The organism is Streptomyces exfoliatus (genome assembly GCF_000725545.1).
In the GTDB taxonomy this organism is placed as follows: Bacteria; Actinomycetota; Actinomycetes; order Streptomycetales; family Streptomycetaceae; genus Streptomyces; species Streptomyces exfoliatus.
In genome coordinates, this window is record NZ_JNZP01000002.1 from 353,313 (window position 1) to 370,202 (window position 16,890).

Annotated in this window: 20 protein-coding genes and 1 pseudogene; 7 read left to right on the plus strand and 14 right to left on the minus strand. The window is 73.7% G+C overall.

The window, feature by feature from the left end:
• Positions 1-59 precede the first annotated feature (59 nt).
• Both IO20_RS0104765 and IO20_RS0104770 read left to right on the plus strand, forming a co-directional pair.
• Entirely contained in the window at positions 60-611 is a 552-nt protein-coding gene (locus tag IO20_RS0104765; RefSeq protein WP_281181574.1) for a sigma-70 family RNA polymerase sigma factor, read from the plus strand.
• Positions 608-1,366, plus strand: coding sequence for an anti-sigma factor (locus tag IO20_RS0104770; RefSeq protein ID WP_030545782.1), 759 nt, complete (start codon positions 608-610; stop codon positions 1,364-1,366). Before IO20_RS0104765 ends, IO20_RS0104770 begins: the two co-directional genes overlap by 4 nt.
• A 42-nt stretch (positions 1,367-1,408) precedes the next feature.
• On the opposite strand, the gene IO20_RS0104775 is transcribed toward IO20_RS0104770, so the two are convergent.
• The 6 genes from IO20_RS0104775 to IO20_RS0104800 form a co-directional block, all read right to left on the minus strand.
• Positions 1,409-2,110 carry a DUF6230 family protein gene (locus tag IO20_RS0104775; RefSeq protein WP_030545781.1) on the minus strand — a complete coding sequence of 234 codons (702 nt, stop codon included), beginning with the start codon at positions 2,108-2,110 and terminating at the stop codon, positions 1,409-1,411.
• Positions 2,107-2,733: a hypothetical protein gene (locus tag IO20_RS0104780; RefSeq protein WP_030545779.1), complete on the minus strand. Its 627-nt coding sequence runs from the start codon at positions 2,731-2,733 to the stop codon at positions 2,107-2,109. Before IO20_RS0104780 ends, IO20_RS0104775 begins: the two co-directional genes overlap by 4 nt.
• Positions 2,730-3,125: a DUF6114 domain-containing protein gene (locus IO20_RS0104785; protein ID WP_031126883.1), complete on the minus strand. Its 396-nt coding sequence runs from the start codon at positions 3,123-3,125 to the stop codon at positions 2,730-2,732. Before IO20_RS0104785 ends, IO20_RS0104780 begins: the two co-directional genes overlap by 4 nt.
• The gene (locus IO20_RS0104790) at positions 3,119-3,859 is read right to left on the minus strand and encodes a DUF6230 family protein (RefSeq protein ID WP_051874237.1); all 741 of its coding nucleotides are present in this window, start codon (positions 3,857-3,859) and stop codon (positions 3,119-3,121) included. The genes IO20_RS0104785 and IO20_RS0104790 overlap by 7 nt, the downstream gene beginning before the upstream one ends.
• The gene (locus IO20_RS0104795; protein WP_030545775.1) at positions 3,856-4,362 is read right to left on the minus strand and encodes a DUF6114 domain-containing protein; all 507 of its coding nucleotides are present in this window, start codon (positions 4,360-4,362) and stop codon (positions 3,856-3,858) included. Before IO20_RS0104795 ends, IO20_RS0104790 begins: the two co-directional genes overlap by 4 nt.
• Positions 4,363-4,501: 139 nt before the next feature.
• On the minus strand, positions 4,502-5,182 hold the full coding sequence (locus tag IO20_RS0104800) for a DUF6230 family protein (RefSeq protein ID WP_030209617.1): 681 nt from the start codon (positions 5,180-5,182) through the stop codon (positions 4,502-4,504).
• A 135-nt stretch (positions 5,183-5,317) separates the two neighbouring features.
• Between IO20_RS0104800 and IO20_RS41205 the strand changes: the two genes are divergently transcribed.
• Positions 5,318-5,947, plus strand: coding sequence for a TetR/AcrR family transcriptional regulator (locus tag IO20_RS41205; protein WP_030545772.1), 630 nt, complete (start codon positions 5,318-5,320; stop codon positions 5,945-5,947).
• A 71-nt stretch (positions 5,948-6,018) separates the two neighbouring features.
• Here the strand turns inward: IO20_RS41205 and lepB are convergent.
• A pseudogene (gene lepB, locus IO20_RS0104810) lies at positions 6,019-6,552 on the minus strand (signal peptidase I); the annotation flags it as partial.
• A 175-nt stretch (positions 6,553-6,727) separates the two neighbouring features.
• On the minus strand, positions 6,728-7,768 hold the full coding sequence (locus IO20_RS0104815) for an AraC family transcriptional regulator (RefSeq protein ID WP_030545768.1): 1,041 nt from the start codon (positions 7,766-7,768) through the stop codon (positions 6,728-6,730).
• Positions 7,769-8,030: 262 nt separating this feature from the next.
• Here IO20_RS0104815 and IO20_RS0104820 point away from each other — a divergent pair, with 262 nt between their 5' ends.
• A complete protein-coding gene (locus IO20_RS0104820) occupies positions 8,031-8,435 on the plus strand; it encodes a Rieske (2Fe-2S) protein (RefSeq protein WP_030545766.1) in 405 nt (134 codons plus the stop codon).
• On the opposite strand, the gene IO20_RS0104825 is transcribed toward IO20_RS0104820, so the two are convergent.
• Complete coding sequence (locus IO20_RS0104825) at positions 8,422-9,165, minus strand: cysteine hydrolase family protein (protein ID WP_245684860.1); 744 nt, start codon at positions 9,163-9,165, stop codon at positions 8,422-8,424. The genes IO20_RS0104820 and IO20_RS0104825 overlap by 14 nt on opposite strands.
• Before the next feature lie 81 nt (positions 9,166-9,246).
• On the opposite strand from IO20_RS0104825, the gene IO20_RS0104830 reads away from it, so the two are divergent.
• Entirely contained in the window at positions 9,247-9,714 is a 468-nt protein-coding gene (locus IO20_RS0104830; protein WP_030545762.1) for a pyridoxamine 5'-phosphate oxidase family protein, read from the plus strand.
• A 66-nt stretch (positions 9,715-9,780) separates the two neighbouring features.
• Here IO20_RS0104830 and IO20_RS0104835 read toward each other — a convergent pair whose 3' ends face one another.
• Positions 9,781-10,683, minus strand: coding sequence for a LysR family transcriptional regulator (locus IO20_RS0104835; RefSeq protein WP_030545760.1), 903 nt, complete (start codon positions 10,681-10,683; stop codon positions 9,781-9,783).
• A gap of 73 nt (positions 10,684-10,756) precedes the next feature.
• On the opposite strand from IO20_RS0104835, the gene IO20_RS0104840 reads away from it, so the two are divergent.
• Positions 10,757-11,767: a DMT family transporter gene (locus IO20_RS0104840; protein ID WP_030545758.1), complete on the plus strand. Its 1,011-nt coding sequence runs from the start codon at positions 10,757-10,759 to the stop codon at positions 11,765-11,767.
• Positions 11,768-11,809: 42 nt separating this feature from the next.
• Here IO20_RS0104840 and IO20_RS0104845 read toward each other — a convergent pair whose 3' ends face one another.
• Entirely contained in the window at positions 11,810-13,144 is a 1,335-nt protein-coding gene (locus IO20_RS0104845; protein ID WP_078945805.1) for an aminotransferase class I/II-fold pyridoxal phosphate-dependent enzyme, read from the minus strand.
• Positions 13,145-13,179: 35 nt separating this feature from the next.
• On the opposite strand from IO20_RS0104845, the gene IO20_RS0104850 reads away from it, so the two are divergent.
• Positions 13,180-13,851, plus strand: a complete 672-nt coding sequence (locus tag IO20_RS0104850) for a pyridoxamine 5'-phosphate oxidase family protein (RefSeq protein ID WP_211270340.1) — start codon at positions 13,180-13,182, stop codon at positions 13,849-13,851.
• Positions 13,852-13,927: 76 nt separating this feature from the next.
• Here IO20_RS0104850 and IO20_RS0104855 read toward each other — a convergent pair whose 3' ends face one another.
• From IO20_RS0104855 to IO20_RS0104865, 3 genes are all read right to left on the minus strand, one after another.
• Positions 13,928-14,893: a DMT family transporter gene (locus IO20_RS0104855; RefSeq protein WP_030545752.1), complete on the minus strand. Its 966-nt coding sequence runs from the start codon at positions 14,891-14,893 to the stop codon at positions 13,928-13,930.
• A gap of 176 nt (positions 14,894-15,069) precedes the next feature.
• Entirely contained in the window at positions 15,070-16,068 is a 999-nt protein-coding gene (locus IO20_RS0104860; RefSeq protein ID WP_030545750.1) for an EamA family transporter, read from the minus strand.
• Positions 16,069-16,109: 41 nt separating this feature from the next.
• A complete protein-coding gene (locus IO20_RS0104865) occupies positions 16,110-16,706 on the minus strand; it encodes a Clp protease N-terminal domain-containing protein (RefSeq protein ID WP_051874236.1) in 597 nt (198 codons plus the stop codon).
• Positions 16,707-16,890 lie beyond the last annotated feature (184 nt).

Sequence of the window (16,890 nt, forward strand, 5' to 3'; positions counted from 1 at the left end):
GGAGGACACATCCGGTGAGAGAGCGCGCACGCGTCGACGAGGGTTCGCCCCCGGACGACCTGGACGGCGACGGTCTGACCGCGCTGATGCTCCAGGTCGCCCGCGGGGACCGCGACGCCTTCTCGGCCGTCTTCGACCAGGTCTCGGGACCCGTCCTCGGAGTCGTCCGCTCGGTGGTGCGTGATCCCGCGCAGTCCGAGGAGGTCACCCAGGAGGTGATGGTCGACCTCTGGCGCTCCGCGGCGCGTTACCGCCCGGACCGCGGCTCCGTCCTGAACTGGGCGCTCACCCTCGCCCACCGCCGCGCGGTGGACCGGGTGCGCTCGGAGCAGGCGTCCTCGGACCGGGCCCGGCGCGTCGCCCTCCTCGATCACACTCCCGCGTACGACGAGGTGACGGAGGAGGTCGAGAACCGTCTCGACCGCGAGCGGGTACGGCGCTGTCTGCGGGGCCTCACCGAGCGCCAGCGCCAGTCCGTCACCCTCGCCTACTACCGGGGCCTGACCTACCGTGAGGTCGCCGAGCTGCTCTCCCTGCCGCTGGGCACGGTGAAGACCCGGATGCGCGACGGGCTCATCCGGCTCCGCGACTGCCTGGGGGTGACGGCATGACCAGCGGTGAGCTGCACACGCTGACCGGCGCCTACGTGCTGGACGCGCTGGACACGGACGAGGAGCGGGAGGCCGTCGAGCGGCACCTCGCCCACTGCGCCGCGTGCGCCCATGAGGTCCGGGAGCTCTCGGAGACGGCCGCGCGCCTCGGTCTCGCCGTCGCCGAGCCGGTCGGCCAGGAGCTGCGCGCCGAGGTGCTGCGCCGGATCGCGGACGTCCGCCAGCTGCCGCCGGTGACCGTGGGGGCAGGCCGGGCGTTCGGCACGGGCCGCGGGCCGCGCCGGCTGCCTCGCTGGGCGCTGGCCGCCTCGCTCGCCGGGGCGGTGACGCTCGCGGGTCTCGCGGGCCTGCAGTACCAGCGCGCCGAGGAGGCCCGAGACCGGGCGGTCCGGGCCGAGGCGAGCGCCGAGGCCGTCGCGGTGGTGCTCGCGGCGCCCGACGCCCGGGTCTCCACCGCGCGCCTGGCGGACGGCGTGGTGGGCACGCTCGTCCACGCCCCGTCCCTGGACCGGGCGGTGTTCGCCGCGGCCGGGATGCCCGCACCACCGGCCGGAAAGGTCTACCAGCTCTGGTACGACGATTCCGGGACGATGCGCTCGGCCGGCCTGATGGCCTCGGGTACGACGTCCTCGACCACCCTTCTGGAGGGGCCCGCGAACCGGTCGAGCGGCATCGGCATCACCGTGGAACCGGAGGGCGGCTCCCCCCGTCCGACGTCGGCGCCGATCGCCACCATGGCCATGCCGAAGGCCTGATCGACAAGACACCCCCTCACGTCCCCTGCCCCGGCCACGGCTCTACGGCGTCCCCGGCGTCCCCACGGGCGCGGCCGGAGCCGGGCAGGCGACCGTGCCCGGCCGTACGGAGAGCGTGAGCCTGGGAGTGGTCAGCAGGCCCGGGATCTGGAAGTCCTGGGCGGTGCCGACGATCCGGTCGAACTTGGCGTAGCGCGCCTGGATGCCGAACCGGTGCTGCGGGCTGCCGAGCGGGTTGAGGACGTACGCGCCGCTCGCGTCCTTGACGGTCTTCACGTCGGCTCCGTTGGTGTTGAGGTCGACGACGCCGTCCATGTCGAGGACGCCGGTGGCGTTCCGCAGGTCGAGGACGGTGTTCTGGGTCCGGATCTCCCAGGAGCCCGGATTGTCGTCGCCGAGGGTGAGCAGCAGCGTGTACGTGGCTCCCGCGATCTGCTGCCGCTGGCTCAGGCAGAGGCCGTTGAGCACCCCGTCCGCGAATCCCATGCGCAGCACGCGGACGGTTCCCGCGGAGCCGTCGGGCCGTACGACGGCCTGGTCGACGACGGCGGCGCCGTACTGCGTCCCGTACAGGCTGCTGGTGGTGAAGTCGACGGGCCGGTCCTGGATCCGGAGCCCGACGGCCAGTGCGCCGCTCGCCATGGCGGAGCCGAGTCCGCCGGCCGCCAGGAGCGCGGGAAGGGCGACGGCGAGGGAGCGGCGCCAGTGGGTGCGCCCCTCCGGGGGGCGGCGTTCGTGGCTCATGGGGTGGTCACCGTGATGGTTCCCGGCAGGTGGACGGGGTTGTCGGTGGAGTCGAGGGCCGCGTGGTCGTCGACCGTCCGGATCGCGTAGATGTCGCCGGCGAAGTCCTCGGCGCCCGCCGTGAGCGGGATGAGGGAGCCGAAGAAGTCGAGCAGGCCCTGCACCCCGCAGATCTTGACGAGGACGCGGACGCAGACGTTGGAGATGGTGCCCCACATCGTGGTCGTCTCGGGCTTCCCCGCGCTGTCGTAGCCGCCGAGGGAGCCTTCGCCGGGCACGTCGATGGTGACGGTGTGCCCGGCGGCCCGCTGGCTCACGTTCATGTGCGAGCGGATCTTGAGCTTGGTGAAGGTGTACTGGTTGGTGACGCGCGTCGTGCCGTCGGAGAGCCGGATGGTGACGTTCTTCTGGACGGTCATGGAGACGGCGACCATGCTGGCGATGGTGACGTGCAAGGGGTCCGGGGAGGGCAGGAAGGGCACGCCCAGCGGTTCCACCGCCGCGGTCGTCCCCGCGGCGCGGCTCGGCTGCCCGGACCAGACGGCGGTGACGACGGCGAGGGCGAGGGCCACGGTCACGGCGAGCGCCCTGGTCGGCCGCGTACGGACGACGCCCGGCGTCACCCTTCCACCTCCACCGCCGCCCGGCGGCGTGGCCGCTTGGCGCCCCAGCCCACCATCATGGATCCGCCGAGGACTCCGAGCGTCATGCCGAGCAGGAATCCGCCGAGGTTGGAGACGACGAGCGAGACGACCGCGAGGACCGTGCCGATGAGTCCGAAGGTGTACCGCTGGGCGGGCAGCGCCAGCGGGACGAGCCCGCAGAGGATCATCCCGCCGCCGACGAGGTAGCCGGCCACTCCCCCGAAGCCGGTGCTCACGATCAACTGCAGGGAGCTGAGGGAGAACTTGAGGACGGTCCAGCCGCCGGCGACCAGCCACACCCCGCCCCAGAAGGGGCGGGTGCGGCGGAAGGCCCGGAACCATCCGTACGCGGACCTCAGCCGGCTCAGCATGCGGTGGCCGTTCCCGCGACGACCCTGATCTTCAGGTCGGGCAGGACGAGCGCCCCGGCCATCTCCGCGTCGTAGGCGGTGGCGTTCAGTCCGTGCAGTCTGATGGAGCTGCCGCCCTCGCCGCCCGCGGAACCGAGCCCGAACCCGCCGGGCAGCGCGCCCGTGAGCGGCTTGCCCGCCACGGTGACCTGGTCGGCGGACTGGCCGAGTACGGCGTTCTGCAGGGTGGTGGGCCCGTACGCCTGGAGCTCGGTCGCCTGGATGTACAGGTTCGAGGCGTCGATGTCGGTGGTGAAGGCGGCGGGCGGGGTGGCCGTCACCTTCTGGCCGCCCGTCAGGAGCAGCGAGTACGGGACTCCCGCGATCGTCTGGTGGACGATTCCGCAGAGCCCGGCGAGCCCGGCGCTGGCGAAACCGACGCGCGCCATGGCCGTGGTCGTGGTCGTGGTGCCGTCCGGGCGGCCGACGGCCGGGGTGTTGACGATGGCGCCGAAGCCGCTGCCGGCGACCCCGTTGGAAGTCAGCGTGAAGGGCTGTCCGGTGACGCTGAAGTTGGCGGCGAGCGCGCCCTGCGTCATCGCGGTGGCGAGGGCGCCGACGGCGAGGGCGGCGGGCACCAGGGTGAACGCGCCGCGCCCCCAGCGGGTGCCACGGCGGGTGCCGTCGGCCGCCTCGGCGATCATCCGGGCGTTCCAGTCGGCAGCGGCACGCATGCCGGTCGTACGCATCGTCATACGGATCCGCTCCCCAGGGACGCGGCGGGTGCGGAGGGCGCCTCGGCGGCCGTCCCGGCACGGCGCATGCGGCGGCCGCGCCGCTTGGCGGGCTTCTCGGGGAGCCAGGCGAAGGCCATGGACCCGCCGAGGACCGAGAGGACCATGCCCACGAAGAGGCCGCCGAGGTTGGACAGCGGGAAGGACGCGACGCCCGCGATCACCGCGATGACGCCGGCGGAGTGGCGCTGACCGGGCAACAGCAGCATGAGCAGGGCCATCGCCATCAGGACGACACCGCCGGCCATGCCCGCGATCCCGCCGACGCCGACCTGGAGGATCTTGCCGAGCGGCGCCATCGGCAGGAAGAAGATGACGAAGCCGCCGAGCCCGGTCCAGACGGTCGCCCAGAACGGCCGGGTACGGCGCCAGCGGCGGAAGGCGGCCCGCGCGCCGCCGGGGCGGCCGGGCGGGTCGGCCGGGTCGGACACGGCGTTCGGCTCGGGCGGCGGATCGGTGGTCATGAGGGGCCTCACAGCGGGAGTCGGAGAGGAAGGGTTCCTGCGGGTGGGACCGGGGCCCGCGCGGAGGGGCGCTCCCCCCGGCACGGGCCGCCGGTCCCTGGTGGCACCGTCGGTGCGTGCGGTGCTGCTGCCGCCCGGCTCAGCAGGCCTTGTCGCCGTGGGCGATGGCGATGGCGAGGTCCGGCAGGGTGATCGCGCCGGAGATCGTGGCGCCGTTGGCGTCGGCGTTGAGGTTCTTGATGTCGGTCCGGCCGCCGGTGGCGTCCAGGCCGAACTGGCCGGGCGTGCCGTCGGTGATGCCGGTGCCCTTGATGCCGGCGCCGTCGGCGGCGGCGCCGATGACGTTCGGAGTGGCGTCGCTCGCGTTGAGCGTGGCCGTGGCGGCCTTGAGCGACTGGGCGTCCAGGACCAGCTTGTTGGCCTGGAGTCCCGCGCCCGCGACGAGCTGGTCGCTGGTGAGCGGGGTCGCCGCGGCGGGCGAGGAGATGTTCAGTGACCAGGTGCCGAGGCTGCCGATCACCGGGAGGTTGACGGACTGGACGGCGTGGACGCAGATGCCGTCGAGGCCGGCCTTGGCGATGCCGACCTCGGCGGCCCCCTTGGCCCCGCCGGCGTCGATGGTGTGCATGACCGCGCCGATGCCCTGCGGGGCCGCCACGGTCTTCGAGCTGAGGGTGAAGGGGACGCTGGTCAGCGAGAGGTTCGCGGCGAGCGCGCCCTGCACCATGGCCGTGGCCATGGCGGCGACGGCCGCCGTGGCGGGCACGGCGAGGAACGCCGATCTGCGCCAGCGGGTGACCCCTCTGGTCTCTTCCTGCATGTGATCTCCAACCGTCGTGCCGCACCGGCCGAATGACACTTTGCGGCTTCATGTTCGAGAATTGGACACTCTCATCATAAGTGTCAACACTTCTGACAATCCTGGGTCGAATTCCGGCTGGACTAGGCTTGGCCGATGCCACGCTTCAGGGAGACGGTCCGGACACTGCTGCGCGAGCGCCTCCTGGACGCCGCGTACGAGGCGGTCGCCGACCGCGGCTTCGACAAGCTGCGCATGGCGCACCTGGCCGGCGCGGTCGGGGTCAGCCGCCAGACCGTGTACACGGAGTTCCCCTCCAAGGAGGCGATCGGCGAGGCCCTCTTCCAGCGCGAGTTGGAGCGCTGTCTCGTCGGCATCCAGCAGGGCCTGGACGCCCACCGGGACGACCTGGGCGCCGCCGTCGAGGCGGCCGTCGGCTTCACCCTCACCCTGGCCGCCCGGAACCCGCTGATCAGGGCGATGCTGACCAGCACCGGCGAGGACGGACTCCTCTCGTACCTCACGACCCGCTCCGCGGCGGCGTTCGACACGGCGACGGCGATGGCGGACGCGTACGTCACGGAGGCCTGGCCCACCGTCGATCCCGTGGCGCGCGAACTGGCCGTGGACGCGGCGGTCCGGCTGACCGCGAGTCACATCGTCCAGTCCGCCTCGTCCCCCGGGGAGTCGGCCCGCCGCATCGCGGACACCGTGGTCCGGGTCGCACTGAGCACCGGCCGCGAGAAGCTCCCGCCGCCACCGGGATCAGGGAACCGGAGATCCTGAGGGCCGGGACCCCGGTACTCCTCCAGTACGGGCCGGTTGCCGATGTCCGGTGACGCGGAGACCGGGAAGGCGCGGACACCGACCCGGCCCTCGACCCGCGCGATGTCGCCCCAGCCGTACGTCCGCGAGTCGTCCGAGAGGTCGGGGTTGTCGCCCAGGTAGAAGAAGGAGCCCTCCGGCACGGCCCGCAGTCCGGACCGTGCCGACCGGGTGCCGTCCGGCCCGCAGCACGCGCCCGTACGGCGGGCCCGGTCCTCCCACTGGCCTGCGACCACCCGGTAGACGGGGCCCTCACCGCCCTTCTGGAGCAGGACCAGGAAGGGTTCCTCGGGGGTGGAGACGATGGCGACCCGGTCGCCCGGCAGGCCGATCACCCTCTTGACCAGGAGGGTCTCCTTCCCGGTGGCTCGCAGCAGCACCACGTCGAACCGGCCCACCTGGCCGGCGGAGCCCGGCGCGACGAGGATCCGGTCGCCCTGGTGGAGGGTGGGCGCCATGCTGGTTCCGTCGATCCGGACGCCGAGGGCCGTCACGGCCACGGCCGCGACGAGGCAGAGCAGGAACCCGGTGGCGAGGGCGGCACCGGCCGCCCGGCGCATGGTCATCGGCGTCGGGTGGGGTCCGGCGGCCGCGCGGCTCCGGACCGATCGCTTTCGGTCATGGCGGGACGGTAGGACGGGCGGCGGACGGCCGCTGTGACCGTACCGCTCGGGGTTGTTGACCGCGGGCGACCAGGACCGCGAGCGGGGAACGGCCACGGGCCGCGGCCGGCGGGGGCGTTCACGACCATCGGCCGCGGGCCTGGTACGCCCGGGGCGTCTCGCCGGTCCAGCGCCGGAAGGCCCGGTGGAAGGCGCTCGGTTCGGAGAAGCCGAGCCGCCGGGAGAGCAGTTCGATGGAGACCCGTCCGCCGGCCAGCTCGGCGATGGCGTGGTCGCGCCGCACCTGGTCACGCAGGCGCTGGTACGTCGCCCCCTCGGCGGCCAGTTGCCGGCGCAGCGTCTGCGGGCTGACGGAGAGCCGTTCGGCGAGTTCCCCGGGCGTCGGCACCGGCCCGGGAGGCAGGGCGCGCGCCATCAGGTGCCGTACGCGACCGGTCACCGTACTGCCGTGGTCGTCACGAAGGAGCACGTCGACGGGGGCGTGGCGGAGGAAGGCCTTGAGCGCCGCCGCGTCCCGCAGCACGGGTTCGTCGAGGTCGGTCCGGTCGAAGACGGCCGCCGTACGCGCGGCGCCGAAGACGCAGGGCGCCCCGAACAGGAGGGCGTACTCGCGGGCGTGCCGGGGCTCGGGGTGGACGAACTCGACCCGGCGCAGGCCGATACGGCGCCGGATGAGCCAGCCCGCGAAGCGGTGGGCCACGAGGACGGTGGACTCGGCCCCGAAGTGGAGGGGGTCGTCGTATCCGGAGACGTCGAACTCCATCCGGGCCTCGTCGGCGCCGTCACCCCCGGTCACACCGGGGACGGGTTCCAGCAGTCGGAAGCGCGGCCCGGCCGGGAAGAGGGAGTAGAACGTCTGGGCGCGCCGGAGGGCCTCGCGCAGGTCCCGGCTCCCGTGGACCACGACATGGGCCATCATCGCGAACGTCCCGACCTTGCTGGGCGCACCTCCGAAGCCGATGAGCTCGTCGTCGAGGGCGGCCCACAGCATCCTGACGAGTTCGCCGAACTGCTCGGCGGGGACGCGGGCATGGGTCGCCCCGACGAGCTCGGGGTCGAGGCCGGCGCGGGCGAGGAGGGGGCCGGTGGCGAGCCCGTGGCGCTCGGCGCCCAGCAGCACGGCCCGTACGTGATGGGCACTGACGGACCGTGCCGGCATGCGCGTCGCCTCCGTTCCGGCAGCATCGCGCCCCGGGTTCACCGGAGCTGGACACTTTCATCGAAGGTTGTCCAAGTTCCGACACTCTACTGGGAACTGTAAGGCGACCGAAGACCCGATCCTGTGAACGGGACACAGGTCACAGCCGTACCGTCGGATGCCACACACCCACGCGCCGAGCACGCGGCCACATCGGGCACGCCCAGTGCCTCGGTCGAGCACACCGCGCGCATCGGGCGCACCGAGGAAAGAGGGGCAGCACATGAGCGGAGTGGCACGCCGGACGGTGGTCGCGGCGGCGGGCGGGGCGGGCCTCGCGGCGGCGCTCACCGCGTGCGGGGGCGGCGGCACCGACGACGAGGGCCCGGCGCCGGAGGGGGGCGGCACGCTCGCGCGGACCGGTGACATCCCGGTGGGCGGCGGAAAGGTCCTCGCCGACAAGGGCCTGGTGATCACCCAGCCGAAGGCCGGCGAGTTCCTGGCCTTCTCCTCGAAGTGCACCCACGCGGGCTGCGCCGTGAGCAGCGTCAAGGACGGCGTCATCGTCTGCCCGTGCCACCAGAGCCACTTCGACATCGCGGACGGCAGCGTCAAGTCGGGACCGGCGCCCGCCCCGCTGCCGCCGGAGCCGATCCAGGTGGTGGGCGAGGAGATCAGCCTCGGCTGACGGCACCCCCTGCCGCACCGGTGGCGCCGGAACGCCTGGGGAACTTCCAGCAGCCCAGGATCTCGTCGGTGGTGGTGATCGTGGCGACGAGGGCGAGGGTGTGGCGGATCATCGCGGGCGTGTAGTCGGCCGGCACCCCCGCGATGGCGTCCCCGGGCACGACCACCCGGTAGCCGAGGTTCACCGCGTCGAAGACCGCGTTGGGCACGGCCACGTTGGCGGAGACGCCGGTGACGATCAGCGTCCGGCAGCCGAGGTTGCGGAGCAGCGGGTCGACGTCGGTGCCGGCGAGCGGCGAGAGGCCGTGCAGTCGCCGCACGACGAGGTCCTCGTCGGCGACCTGGATCGGCTCGGCGATCCGTACCGCCGTGCTCCCGCTGTGCTGCTGTACGGGCAGCCGGGCGGCGGCCCGGAAGAGCCGGGCGTTGCTGTTGGCGCCCCGTCCGTCGGGGCGCCGCTCGGCGACGGCGTGCATCACCTGGACGTCCGCCCCGTGCGCGGCGGCCACGAGCCGGGCGACGTTCCGCAGGGCTCCCGACGCGCGGGCGACGGCGGCCAGTTCGGGCAGCGCGCTGTCGGGACCGACGACGCCCTGCTGACACTCGACGGTGAGGAGCACCACACCGCCGTCCGGCCGGATCAGCTCCCCGATGCGCTCCTTGGAGCTCCACCTCGCACCCGAACCCGATCCAGAACCCGAACCCGACGCCGACTCTCGCCCTTGCCCCATGACCGTCCCTCCCCTTGCACGCACGCGCATGGCCCCCCATGCTTTCTGACGTCTCATCAGAAATCCAGAAGGGTGCGGACGATGACCGTCGCACAGCGCCATGGACGCCGGATCATGATGACCCCGGCCGAGCTCGACTCCTTCCTCACCGAACAGCGCACCTGCCGGGTCGCGACCGTGTCGGCCGACGGACGCCCGCACGTGAGCGCGCTCTGGTTCGCCTGGGACGGCTCCTCGCTGTGGCTGTACTCGCTGACACGCAGCCGCCGCTGGGCGGAGCTGCGCGCCGACCCGAGGGTCGCGATCGTGGTCGACGACGGCGAGGAGTACGGCGAGCTGCGCGGCGTCGAGCTGTCGGGCACGGTCACCTTCGTCGGCGAGGCCCCGCGCACCGGAGAGCCGTGCCCCGAACTCGACGCGCCCGAGCAGCTCTTCGCGGCCAAGAACTTCGGCCTGGACACGATGCCCCACGACGGCCGGCACGCCTGGATGCGGCTCACCCCGGACGCCGTCGCCTCCTGGGACTTCCGCAAGCTCGCCGGACTCTGACGGGCGCCACCCCGACGCCACCGGCCCCGGCACCACCGAGCCGCCCCGACCGAACCCGCCCCCTCCTCAGCCCGCCAGCGACCCGGCCGCCGCCCGGAGCGCCGCGACGACCGCGCGCACCGAGGGGCGGCGTCCCGCGTCTGCGCGCCAGGTGGCGTGGATGTGGCGCCGCATCTGCTGCCGTACGGGAACGAAGACGACCCCGTCGGGCACCGGACGGCCGAGCCGGGGCGTCACGCAGACCCCGAGTCCGGCGGCGACGAGCGCCAGCTGGGTGTGGTGCTCCCCCGCCAGGTGCCCGATGCGCGGTTCGATGCCCTGCGAGCGCAGCGTGAACATCAGCCAGTCGTGACAGAACTCGCCCTCGGGCCAGGACACCCACTCCTCGTCGGCGAAGTCCACCAGGTCCACCGCCTCCCGCCCGGCCAGCCGATGCCCGGCGGGCAGGGCGACGTCGGCGAAGTCGTCGAGGAGATGGGCCCGTTCGAGCCCGCCGGGGACCGGCGCGCGCTTGTTGCTCCAGTCCAGGACGATCGCGAGGTCCGCGTCGCCGCGCAGTACCGCGCGTACGCCCTGCTCGGGCTCCAGTTCCGCCGTGCGGACCCGGAGGTCGGGATGCCCCGCGCGCAGGGTGGTGAGCGCGGCCGGGAAGAGGCCGCGGGCCGCCGTCGGGAAGGCCGCCGCCCGTACCTCGCCCACCACCTGGCCGCGCTGGGCCTCGATGTCGGCCTGGGCCAGCTGGACCTGGGAGAGGATCCGGGCGGCGTGCTCGGCGAGCAGCGTCCCCGCGTCGGTGAGCCGCACGCCCCGGCCGTGCTTGGAGAGCAGCTGCTGCCCCACCTCGCGCTCCAGCTTGGAGAGCTGCTGGGAGACGGCCGAGGTGGTGACGTGGAGTCCGTCGGCCGCGCCGCTGACCGAGCCGTGCCGGGCGACGGCATCGAGGGTGCGCAGGCGCTCGAGGTTCAACATGTAAGCGATACTAAGGGGAAGGGTCGAGGAATTCTCGCTTGTTCTACGAGATCGGGACCGTCACCCTGAGTGCATGAGCCCCGCATCGCCGCCCTCGCCCTCCGCTTCGCCCACCGCCCTCACCTCACGTCTGCTCGACTGGCGCGTCCGCTTCGGCGTACTGGCCCTCATCTGGGGCTTCAGCTTTCTCCTGATCAAGGTGGGTACGGAGGGCTTCGCGCCGCTCCAGGTCGCCTTCGGCCGGCTCTTCTTCGGTACGGCGGTGCTCGCGGTCGCCCTGGTGGTGAAGCGCGACCGGCTGCCGCGCGGCGCTCGCGTCTGGGGTCATCTGGCGGTCGCGGCCTTCCTCCTGAACGCGCTGCCCTTCTCCCTCTTCGCGTACGCGGAGCTGACGATCTCGTCGACCCTGGCGGGAATCTGCAACGCGACGACCCCGCTGTGGGGCATGCTGCTCTCCCTCGTCGCCCTGTCCGAGGACCGCCCGACCCGGGTCCGCGCCGCCGGCCTGGGCATCGGCTTCATGGGGGTGCTGACCGTCCTCGGCGCGTGGCAGGGGTTCTCCGGACTCGACGTGACGGGCACCGCGCTGGCTCTGCTCGCCTCCTTCAGTTACGCGGTCGGCTGGATCTACGTCCGTAGGACGCTGACCGGCACCGGAGCTTCGAACCTCTCGCTCGCCGGTTCCCAGGTAGGGCTCGCGGCCCTGCAACTGGCCGTGGTGACACCCCTGTTCACCTCGGCCCCCGAGTCCGTGGAGCTGATGCCGCTCCTGGCCGTGATCGCGCTCGGAGCACTCGGTACGGGGTACGCGATGCTGCTCCAGTACGGCGTGGTCGCGGAGGTCGGCCCGACGACGGCCTCCATGGTCACGTACTTCGTTCCCGTCATCGCCACGGCTGCGGGCGTCGCCCTCCTCGACGAGCAGATCACCTGGAACACCCCGCTCGGCGCCGTCGTGGTCCTCGCGGGCGCCGCCCTCACCCAGACCCGCACCTCCCGCCGCGCCACCACGAACCCGCCGCCGAGGGAACCGGCCGCCGCCCCCGCCACGGCATCACGGGAACGGTCCGGGGCCAAGGCCTGACTGCGGGGACGGGCCGGCCCGACCACCGGACCGGCACCACCCCTACCCATAACTCCGCGCCACCACCGGCCCCACCGCCCGCGCGACCGCGTCGGCCAGCGGCTCCACGTCCGCGACGGCGAGTCCGGAGACGGTGAGCCGCACGGCCTGCCCGGCGTTCATCCGGAAGCGGGCGCCCGGCGCCACCGCCCAGCCCGAGGCGAGGAGCCGGGCCACCGCGCCCGTCTCGTCGGGGACGGGGACCCATACGTTCATGCCGCCCCGCCCGTGGGCCTCGACGCCCCGCCGGGCCAGGGCCCGCACGAGTCCGTCGCGCCGCTTCCCGTACGAACGCGCGACGACGGCGGGGTCCACCGCCTCCGCGGCCCAGAGGTGCGCGACCGTCTGCTGGAGCAGGCGGCTGACCCAGCCGGGGCCGAGCCGCTGCCTCCCCAGGACCCGGTCCACGGTCTCGGCGTCACCGGTGAAGGCCGCGATGCGCAGATCGGGCCCGTAGGCCTTGGCGACCGAACGGACCAGCACCCAGTGGTCGGTTCCTCCGGCCAGCGGGTGCAGCGGCTGCGCGACGATGCCGTGCCCGTGGTCGTCCTCGATGAGCAGGACGCCGGGATGCCTGTCGAGGACCTGGCGCAGCTCCCGTGCCCTGGCGTCGGTCACACAGGCGCCCGTCGGGTTCTGCGCCCGGTCGGTGACGATGACGGCCCGTGCCCCGTCCTGCCGGATCGCGCGCTCGACCTCCGCCGGCAGCGGTCCCTCGTCGTCGACGGCGAGGGGTACGGGGCGCAGCCCGAGCGCGGGCACCAGGTCGAGGAGGCTGCCCCAGCCGGGGTCCTCGACGGCCACGGCGTCGCCCGGCCGGAGGTGGACGGCGAGCACGCGCTCGACGGCGTCGAGGGAGCCCGATGCGACGCCGATGGGCCCGTCGGGGACGCCGTCCGCGTCGAACGCGGCGCGCGCGAGCCGTCCGAACTCCTCGTCGAGCGGGGCCTCCCCGTACATGCCGGGCTTCTCGGCGTACCGCCGCGCCACCTCGGCGAAGGCCTCGCCGAGGGGCGGCAGCAGGGCGGGGTCGGGGCTGCCGTTGCTCACGTCGCGGACCCCCTCCGGGGCCTCCACCCTGATCGAGCCGCGCGCGGTCGTGGCGGGGCGCGGCCGCACCCGGCTGCCGCGCCGCCCGTCGGTCTCGATGACCCCGCGCTCGCGCAGGGTGCGGTACGCCGCGGCGACGGTATTGGGGTTCACGCCGAGCATCACCGCCAACTCCCGCATGGGCGGCAGAAGTTGGCCGGGCTGCAAGGCCCCGGTGCCGACCCCTCGCTCCACGCTCGCGGCGATGTCCGATGCGCGACGACCTTCGATCCGATACTCTCCTAGCACAAACACGAGTATGCACTAGTGCAATGGAGTACGCAATGACCACCGCCGCCGACACGTACACGCCGACCGACCGGACCGTGCCCACGCGCTCCCGCGAGCGCGCCTCGTACGACAAGGCACTGGTCCACTCGATACTCGACGAGGCCTACATCTGCCACCTCGGCTTCGTCCGCGACGGCGCGCCCGTCGTCCTCCCGACGCTCTTCGCCCGTGTCGGCGACCGCCTCTACGTGCACGGCTCCACCGGCTCCCGGCCCCTGCGCGCCACCGGCGACGGCGTCGCGTCCCCCGGCCTGCCCGTCTGCCTGACCGTGACCCACGTCGACGGCCTGGTGCTCGCCCGCTCCGCCTTCCACCACTCCCTCAACTACCGCTCGGTCGTGGCCCACGGCACGGCGCACCAGGTGACCGACCCCGAGGAACTGCGCACGGCACTCGACGCGCTCGTCGACCAGGTCGTCCCCGGCCGCTCCGCCGACTCGCGCCCCGCGAACACCAAGGAGCTGGCCGCCACGGCCGTCATCCGGCTGGACCTGGACGAGGTCTCGGCGAAGGTCCGCGCCGGCGGCCCCAACGACGACCCCGAGGACCGGTCGCTCCCCCACTGGTCCGGCGTGGTCCCGGTGCGCGGCGGCTACGGAACGCCGGTCCCGGCGGACGACCTCGACCCGGCCGTCGCCGTGCCGGACTACCTGACCGCGCTCTGAGACGTACGGAGGACGACCCGGGTGGCCGGGCGAGGACATCGCCCGGCCGCCCGGCCCACTCCACCGCCACGTCCCCCTACACCGCGGCGACCGCCTCCCGCCTGCGCTCCGCCGCCGTACGCGCCTCGGTGTAGGCCAGGCCCGTGACGGCGGTGAGCAGCAGCAGCGTGCCGAGCACGACGGCGGCGGTGAGCTGCTCGCCGAGCAGCGAGACGGCGATCACCGCCGCGCTCACCGGCTCCAGGAGCATGATCACGGAGACCGTGGCGGCCCGGACGACCGCGGCACCCGCGAAGTACAGCGCGTACGCGAGGGCGGTCGGCACGGCCGCCACGTACACGAGCAGCAGAAGCACGGTCACCGGCGCGTCCGTGTGCGGTACGAGGCCCTCCGCGAGCGCGGCGGGCAGCAGTCCGACCGCCCCGATGGCGAAGGCCCAGGTGGTGGTGGAGAGGGCGTCCGTACGGCCGCCGTCCCTGCCGAGCCAACGGGTGAGCACGGTGATGGCCGCGTATCCGGCCGCAGAGACGACCGCGAGGACGACGCCCAGCGGGCGTACCTCCGCGGCCCCGCCGCCAAGGACGAGGACGAAGAGTCCGGCGAGTGCCCCCGTGACGGCGGCGATGCCGCCGCGACCGAGGCGCTCGCCCATGGCGAGCCGGGCGCCGACCGCGATGAGCACGGGCCCGGCACCGAGGGTGATGACGGTGGCGACGGCGAGGCCGGTGGCCTGGACGGCGGCGAAGTAGGCGCTCTGGAAGAGGGTGAGCCCGATCCCCGTACCGAGGACGCGGAGCGTCCTCCGACGGCGCGGCTCCCTGGCCACCGGGGCGGCACCGCGCCGGGGCCTCAGGGCCAGTGCTGCGAGCAGCAGGACGAGGCCGCCGACGCAGCGCCAGAAGGAGAGGGCCAGCGGGCCCATGTCGCTGACGCGGAAGATCAGCGAGGCGGCGGCGCCGGCCGTGCCCCAGGCGATCCCGGCGACGATCAGATAGAGCAGGCTCCGCCCGACGGACAGGGCGGATTCCGAAGAGTTCGACACGTGACTTCTCCGTGGAAGACAGGAGGGAAAGGTGGTCGCTCGGCTCCGCGCGCGGGCAGCGACGAACCGCTCGGGGGCGAGGAGTCGCCCGGCCGAGCCCGGTCTTCGTCGAGGAGAGTCGCCGCGCGCGCTAGGCGGCGGGCGGCGGAAGGACGGTCGAATGCATGATCGGCACCCTACGGGGCGGTCCGTCCGGAGGACAACTCGGTGTCCCGGGCCTCCGGGTCCCCCTCCGCGGCGGACCCCGCCACGGGTCCGGCAGCGGGAGCCTTCGGCGTCGAGGACTGGGCGATGAAGGCGCCGACCAGCACCACCGCGCCGCCGATGATCTGCGGAGCGGCCAGGTGCTCTCCGAGCAGGACCCAGGCGAGGACGGTCGCGATGACGGCCTCCAGACAGGCCACGACACCGGCCACCTGCGGGGAGAGCCGGCGCACCGAGACGACGCCGGTGACGTAGGCGAGCACGGTGGCGATCAGCACGATCCAGCCGAGCAGCAGCCACGCGGGCACGGCGGTGCCGTCCATGTCGGCGCTGCCGCCGAGGAGCGCCCAGTCCATGCCCCACGGGCGGGCGACGACGGTGAGGACGAGTGCGCCGACGAGCAGGCCGTACGCGATGACTCCGAGCGGGTCGGCCTGCCCGTCCTCGCCCGCGCCCTGGTCGGAGAGGACGAAGTAGCCGACCTGGCAGCAGGCGGCGGCCAGTGCCAGGAGCAGACCGACGAGGTCGAAGGTGAGCCCGGACCAGACCTGGACGACACAGGCGAGACCGCCCGCGGCCAGGACGACGCCGAGGGCCGCCGCGCGGGTGACGGGACGGCGCTGGACGAAGCGGACCCAGCCGAGGACGAGGGCGGGGGCGAGGTATTCGATGAGCAGGGCGACGCCGACGGGGATGCGGGAGATCGAGGCGAAGTAGAAGGCCTGGACTCCGGCGACGGCGAGCAGTCCGAAGCCCGCGAGGAGGGCGGGTTTGCGGCGCACGAGGTCCCGGTGGCGCCAGGCCACCGGGAGCATGACGAGCGCGGCGCCGGCGACCCGGAGCCACACCACGTGCAGCGGGTCGAGTCCCGCTTCGATGAGTGGCTTGGCCGCCACTCCTGAACCACCGAATGCGCAGGCCGAGACCAGGGCGATCCCCAGGCCGGCGCTTCTCCCCTGAGTCGCGTGCATCGGGCCATGATGGCAGGGAGCGGTCAGGCGCGTAACCCCCGTTACACCTGTTGAGACGGCTCGCCGCAGACCTCCGGAATCACCCCTTCCGGCATCGTGGCGATGCGGTCGGCCAGGGCGGCCGGATCGACCCCCGCGCGGCGCAGCACCTCGACGGCCCGGCTCTCGGGGGCGGCGGTGATGACGGCCAGCAGGTCGACGCCGCGGACCTGGGCGTCGCCGCGCTCCGCGGCCCGCCGGAAGGCCTCCTCCAGGGCGGCGGAGGCGGCCGGTGACCAGCCGGAGCCCTTGGCGTCCCGCGGCGGCGCCCCGTGCACGGCCGGCAGCGGGCGCCCGGCACCCGATTCCTCGACCGAGCGCTGCCAGCGCAGGCCGTAGCCGATGGACCGCTGGGCGAGGTAGCCGAGGACGCGGGCGAGCTGGTGTCCGCCTTCGAAGGCGGCGCCGGCCTCGGGGTCGGACTCGATGAGCGAGTGGAGGAGGTGGGCGGTGTCGATCTGACGGTCCCCGTCCCGGAGGGCTCTGCGGCGCGCGCCCGCCAGCACCGTCATGAGGGACGGTGTGAGGAGGTGCGCGAGCTCCGCGCGCGGGGCGACGGGCTGCCGGTACGGCTGGGGAATCGGGACGGGATGGTGCACCCTCCCACCTCATCAGGCCCTGGCGTCCGGAGCATCGCCGGGGAGAAGCATGTCCGCATCCCACCGGAGTTGGGCACGCGCGCGCGGTTCCTCCTCCTTACGGATGAGATCACGCGCGTTGCGCCCGTGGGGCGCGCGCCGCCTTGCTTTGCGCCCCTCACGCAACCGAAGCCCCTTCCCCGTA

Bases quoted from the DNA above. Each gene is read 5' to 3' on its own strand.
- IO20_RS0104835 (WP_030545760.1), bottom strand. From the start codon at position 10,683: ATGTTGAACCTCGAGCGCCTGCGCACCCTCGATGCCGTCGCCCGGCAC.
- IO20_RS0104795 (WP_030545775.1), bottom strand. From the start codon at position 4,362: ATGACCACCGATCCGCCGCCCGAGCCGAACGCCGTGTCCGACCCGGCC.
- IO20_RS0104830 (WP_030545762.1), top strand. From the start codon at position 9,247: ATGACCGTCGCACAGCGCCATGGACGCCGGATCATGATGACCCCGGCC.
- IO20_RS41205 (WP_030545772.1), top strand. From the start codon at position 5,318: ATGCCACGCTTCAGGGAGACGGTCCGGACACTGCTGCGCGAGCGCCTC.
- IO20_RS0104790 (WP_051874237.1), bottom strand. From the start codon at position 3,859: ATGACGATGCGTACGACCGGCATGCGTGCCGCTGCCGACTGGAACGCC.
- IO20_RS0104820 (WP_030545766.1), top strand. From the start codon at position 8,031: ATGAGCGGAGTGGCACGCCGGACGGTGGTCGCGGCGGCGGGCGGGGCG.
- IO20_RS0104850 (WP_211270340.1), top strand. From the start codon at position 13,180: ATGACCACCGCCGCCGACACGTACACGCCGACCGACCGGACCGTGCCC.
- IO20_RS0104860 (WP_030545750.1), bottom strand. From the start codon at position 16,068: ATGCACGCGACTCAGGGGAGAAGCGCCGGCCTGGGGATCGCCCTGGTC.
- IO20_RS0104785 (WP_031126883.1), bottom strand. From the start codon at position 3,125: ATGCTGAGCCGGCTGAGGTCCGCGTACGGATGGTTCCGGGCCTTCCGC.
- IO20_RS0104825 (WP_245684860.1), bottom strand. From the start codon at position 9,165: ATGGGGCAAGGGCGAGAGTCGGCGTCGGGTTCGGGTTCTGGATCGGGT.
- IO20_RS0104815 (WP_030545768.1), bottom strand. From the start codon at position 7,768: ATGCCGGCACGGTCCGTCAGTGCCCATCACGTACGGGCCGTGCTGCTG.
- IO20_RS0104840 (WP_030545758.1), top strand. From the start codon at position 10,757: ATGAGCCCCGCATCGCCGCCCTCGCCCTCCGCTTCGCCCACCGCCCTC.
- IO20_RS0104770 (WP_030545782.1), top strand. From the start codon at position 608: ATGACCAGCGGTGAGCTGCACACGCTGACCGGCGCCTACGTGCTGGAC.
- IO20_RS0104800 (WP_030209617.1), bottom strand. From the start codon at position 5,182: ATGCAGGAAGAGACCAGAGGGGTCACCCGCTGGCGCAGATCGGCGTTC.
- IO20_RS0104775 (WP_030545781.1), bottom strand. From the start codon at position 2,110: ATGAGCCACGAACGCCGCCCCCCGGAGGGGCGCACCCACTGGCGCCGC.